General features: G+C 68.2%; 4 protein-coding genes. 2 read left to right on the top strand and 2 right to left on the bottom strand.

Going from position 1 to position 4,741, the window contains the following annotated elements:
- Positions 1–47 precede the first annotated feature (47 nt).
- Both ABT288_RS49465 and ABT288_RS49470 read right to left on the bottom strand, forming a co-directional pair.
- Positions 48–527, bottom strand: a complete 480-nt coding sequence (locus tag ABT288_RS49465) for a DUF6262 family protein (RefSeq protein ID WP_351623373.1) — start codon at positions 525–527, stop codon at positions 48–50.
- Complete coding sequence (locus ABT288_RS49470; protein ID WP_351623374.1) at positions 517–2,490, bottom strand: tyrosine-type recombinase/integrase; 1,974 nt, start codon at positions 2,488–2,490, stop codon at positions 517–519. Before ABT288_RS49470 ends, ABT288_RS49465 begins: the two co-directional genes overlap by 11 nt.
- 935 nt (positions 2,491–3,425) lie before the next feature.
- On the opposite strand from ABT288_RS49470, the gene ABT288_RS49475 reads away from it, so the two are divergent.
- Together ABT288_RS49475 and ABT288_RS49480 are read left to right on the top strand one after the other, a co-directional pair.
- Positions 3,426–4,301: an LLM class F420-dependent oxidoreductase gene (locus ABT288_RS49475; RefSeq protein ID WP_351623375.1), complete on the top strand. Its 876-nt coding sequence runs from the start codon at positions 3,426–3,428 to the stop codon at positions 4,299–4,301.
- 72 nt (positions 4,302–4,373) lie between these two features.
- A partial coding sequence (locus tag ABT288_RS49480; RefSeq protein WP_351623376.1) for a Gfo/Idh/MocA family oxidoreductase occupies positions 4,374–4,741 on the top strand: 368 nt, incomplete at its 3' end.

Genomic DNA, 4,741 nt, shown 5'->3' on the forward strand with positions numbered 1-4,741 from the left:
CCGAGTAGTCCTTCATCGCCATCGGCGGTCTTCTCGCTTCCTCCGGATCAAGCAGATCCAGTATCAGCGTGTCCACCACTCAGGGGGAGGCTCCGCTCGCTGATGCGATTGACCAGGTCGTGGTTGCCTAGCTGTTCGACCTGTTGGCCCAGATGAATGCGGGCTTGTTGCCGTAGCTGTCCGTTCTCGGTTCGGAGCTGTTTGATCTCCTGTCGGGCGAGAAGCAGGTCGGTCTGCTCGCTGGCGGTGGAGACCTTCCGCCCGCTCCGCTGGTCCTGGTGGCCTTGGGCAGCCTGTCGGGCTCGTGCCTGATCGATGCGTTCGCGCAGGCCAGGAGCATAGACGAGCCAGCTGGAGACGCCGGCTTCGCGGGCGACCGCGGCGAAGGTGATCCGGCGGTTGTCGCGGAGCATGTCCTGGACGGCCTTGAGGACGCGTCCCCGTTTGTCGGCACTGTCCCGTTGACGTGCGGCTTTGAGGATGTCTGCGGGTGTCCTGGAGGGCTTCTCGGATGTCTCAGCAGGCATCCGGGGCGTCCTTGCGGATCACGGTCAGCGGCAGCAGCTTGTGGTCCCGGGTCGCGCGAACCTTCCGCAGGACCGCGCTGGCCTCCTCGATCTCCTCGCGTTCGTCCTGGGGGAGCTTGCTGAGCCGGTTGCGCATGGTGTCGGCGACGGTCGTGAAGGCGGTGATCTGGTCGGTGAGGTTGCGGACGACGAAGTCGTCGGCGTCCATGGCCGTGGCGGTCTCGCGGTCGGCCCGCAGGTCGTTGACGTGTTCCTCGATCGCGGGCAGATAGGACGGGTCGGGGCGATAGAAGCCGCAACCGGCGCATTGGAAACGGATCGGGCAGGCTTTGCCGCCGGCCTTGACGTTGCCGGGCTCGCGGCAGTTGCCGAACGGGACGGCGACCGATTGCGCTTCGTAGTCGGTGGTGCTGGTGAACGGTGCCGGCCGTCCGGAACGGTCGATGGTGTGCTGCCGCATGGTCGTGATCGCTTCGCGTTTCCGCTTCAGGGACACCTGGTAGTACGACATCGTGGTGACGATCGACCGGTGGTCCATGAGCTCTTTGAGCACGTCAACGGGGACGCCGGCGTCGGCGTGACGCTGGGCATAGGCGTGCCGGAACGCGTAGAGGAAGATCAGCGAGCGGTCGAACGGCAGCCTGTTGCCGTGCTCGTCCAGTTCGTCGCTCAGCAGTACCGGGATGGCCGCGACCCAGTCCCGCATCGCGTTGGCCAGGTTGGACCCCATGTGCGCGATCCCGCTGCGGCCGGTGATCGACGGGAACAGGTACTTCTGGCTGCGGGAGGGAACCTCCAGCTCCCGTCGACGGGTCTGCCAGGTCCTGATCACCGCGGCGGTTTCGCGGGTGATCGGCAGCTTGCGGCCGTAGCGGCGCTTCTTGACGTTGTCCCAGATCAGGGTGTCTTCGTCCCCGCGGGTCTCCAGGCACTTCAGCCGCAGGCTGGCGACCTCGACGGGACGGCGGCCGGTATCACGCAGGACCAAGTAGGCCGTCTGCATCATCAGCTCGACGTCGGCCGGTTCCATCTCGCCGTAGGGGAAGCCGGCTCCCATCAGGGCGAGGTGGGCATCGAGCTGGGCGATGACGGGCTCAGGGACGGCTCGGCCGGCAGCATCCTCGCTCGTCTCCTCGGGCGGCAGGACCAGTGTCTTGTCCCGGTCGAAGCTGCCGGGCATGCCGGTCAGCATGTCCGTCTTGCGGCCGAAGTCGACGATCTCCATGAAGCTGCCGAACGACTGCTGGCGGTGGTTCCGGCTGGCGAGTTCGTCATCGGTGGTGCGTCGGATGCGGCTCATCGCGGTGAAGACTGCCTGCATGTCGGCGAACCGCAGTTTCGTGTAGTCCTGGCCCCCGCCGGGCCGTGCATGCAGTGCATCGGAAGCGACGACGCAAGCAGCGAACACCTGCTTGAACTTGCCGCTGTCCAAGCTGACCGTGGTGGCCCATGTCTTGATCACTTCCCGGAGCCACGGCTGTCGGATGGCGGAAGCGTCGACCTGTCCCGGGCGGCTGCGGCGCCCGCCCAGCGCCGGGGACCGCAGATTCATCCAGCCCAGGTCCCAGGTGTCGGCATCGGTGGGCGTCAGGCCGCGGAACGACAGAGAGGCTCGGCGCAGACTTCGGACGGTCTCGCGGATCAAGGCCGCGAGGTTGTGGTGCTGGTAGATCCCTTCGATGAAGGACGCGACGTCCACCGTCAGCAGGCTCGGGACGCCCTCCAGCCGACGGGTCAGATGGCGGGTGGCCATCGGCTCGATGATGCCGCCGCGGGCATCCCGTTGCTGCAGTGCGTAGAGAAGCTCCCAGCGGACAGGGTCCTCCAGGTCCCGCATGGTGAACTGGTGGGTGAGCAGACGTGTGGCCGCTTGCCGGGCCCATTGCTCGGGGTCGCGGGTCGCGCCCGCCCTCTTGTCACGGTCCCACCGCTGGACGTGCGTGCCGCAGAGTCCCGCGACCACTCGCGAGGGCCAGATCAGGACCGCAGATAACCGTCGTGGTCGTCGCCTACATCGAGGTCTAGCGCGACCAGGCCGGGGCGCCCGCAGCGGCCTTGCACCCTTGCACCCATCCCGCGCGTCGGCCGCCCCGGACCTCACAGCCGACGACTCGGCCCCGCAACGGCACTGCAACATCCAGGTGCAACAGAGACCGCGTTGCGGCTCCGACCTGCGGCAACACCCCACGCAGGCGGGACGGGGGGCTTGTTGCGCTCCGCGTTGCAAACCCCGGTCGGACCCGGCACACGGGTCAGCCCGGCACGGCCTTGCACCCCATTAGTAGGTCGTACAGGTAGTACCTATGTGCGGGTTGTAGATCCTTCCCCCAGAGAGCAGCAGAAGCTCGCTGCGCGGGCATCCCCATCTGCCCCTCACCTGTACCGGCCTCGGGACATCGGTACAGCCGTTGGCGCTGAGATCGATCATGGGGCCTAGCTGCGGATATCCGTGTTCGGGTGAGGCTGGGCCTGGAGGCGTTCGCGGAGGTCGATCTCCTCGGGGGTGAGCAGGTCCCCGGGCCGGCGGATGCGGACGGGCTTGGGCCGCAGCGGCAGGCCGTCGTCCGCTGCAGCGGCCTCGGCTTCCGCGAGGGCCCGGTAGAGCGAGGCGACCGACGGGTTCTTGCTGGGGGGCTCGCAGAACTCTCACAGATGGTCGTTTATGAGAGACCCGAACTGGAACTGGCGCTACCGCTAACCACGGTTTCGGTGTTCCTCGAGTCCGGTAGACGACACGCACGAGCCCGCCACCGCAGTGGCGGGCTCGTGCCTGTTCGACGTCTTATGACCGTTGGACCAACTGAGGGAACGGCGAGAATCGACCGGAACGCCCTCCGGTCGGTAGCGGCTGGTGACGTGATGATCACTGCACAGCCCACCACCCGGGGAGAACACCCGATGAGCGACACCAGAGTCCCCCTGAAGCAGCGAGTCGGCCGGTACGGTGCCTGGAGCATCGAACTGCGCTCGGAGGACCCGGCCCGGCGCGGCGAACTGGACGAGGCCGCGGCCGAACTGGAGGAACTCGGGTACGGCGCCATCTGGCTCGGCAACAACAGCACCGCCGACCACGCCGCCCCGCTGATCGGGGCGACGCGCCGCATCGTCGTCGGCACCAGCGTCCTGAACATCTGGCAGCAGGAGGCCGCCACGACCGCGGCCGGCTTCACCGAGGTGGAATCGGCGCACCCCGGCCGCTACCTGGTGGGTCTCGGCGTGAGCCACGGCCCGCTGGTGAAGGACTACAGCCACCCGTACGCGGCGATGACCGGCTACCTCGACGAGCTGGACGAGGCCGGCGTCGCCGCCGACAGCAGGGTGCTGGCCGCGCTGGGCCCGAAGATGCTGAAGCTGTCCGGCGAGCGGGCGGCCGGCGCCATCCCCTACCTGGTCACGCCCGAACACACCGCCCAGGCCCGCGAGATCCTCGGCGAGGGCCCGCTGCTCGCCCCGGAGCTGAAGGTGGTCCTGGAGACCGACCCGGCCAGGGCCCGCGCCCTGGCCCGCGACGCCCTCGCCATGTACCTCACCCTGCCGAACTACACCAACAACTTTCTGCGGCACGGCTTCACCGAGGCCGACCTGGCCGAGGGCGGCAGCGACCGCCTGATCGACGCGGTCTTCGCCTGGGGCGACGAGAACCGCATCCGCGACCGCATCGACACCTTCCACCAGGCAGGCGGGGACCACGTGGCCCTCCAGGTGCTCACCGGCACCCACAGGGACAAGCTCCCGAGGGAGGAATGGCGCAGGCTCGCTTCTCTATGGGGATAACGGCCTCCTCTCGAAACCCGCACGTTGTGCGAGGCACTTCCGAGAGAGGCGATTGCGAACGCTGGGGTGCACATGACGTCCATTTCCCCTCATCGGGAGCCGATCCGCGTCGGTGTCGTGGGTCTGAGCGCGAGCGGCGGGTGGGCGGCCGCTGCCCATGCGCCGGCGCTGGCCGGGCTCGACGGATACGCGTTGCGGGCGCTGAGCGCCAGCAGCGCCGAATCGGCGCGTGCGGCCGGCGAGAAGTATGCGGTGCCGTTCGCCTTCGGCAGCGCGGAGGAGCTGGCCCGCAGTGAGGAAGTCGATCTCGTGGTGGTGACGGTGAAGGTTCCGCACCACCTGGAACTCATCCGGCCCGCGCTGGAAGCGGGGAAGATGGTGTTCAGCGAGTGGCCGCTCGGTGCCGACCTCGCGCAGGCCGAGGAGTTGGCCGGCCTCGC

Source organism: Streptomyces sp. NPDC001093 (assembly GCF_040298985.1).
GTDB lineage: Bacteria > Actinomycetota > Actinomycetes > Streptomycetales > Streptomycetaceae > Streptomyces.

Coding starts and splice junctions, on each gene's coding strand:
- ABT288_RS49465 (WP_351623373.1), bottom strand. CDS start 527: ATGCCTGCTGAGACATCCGAGAAGCCCTCCAGGACACCCGCAGACATC.
- ABT288_RS49475 (WP_351623375.1), top strand. CDS start 3,426: ATGAGCGACACCAGAGTCCCCCTGAAGCAGCGAGTCGGCCGGTACGGT.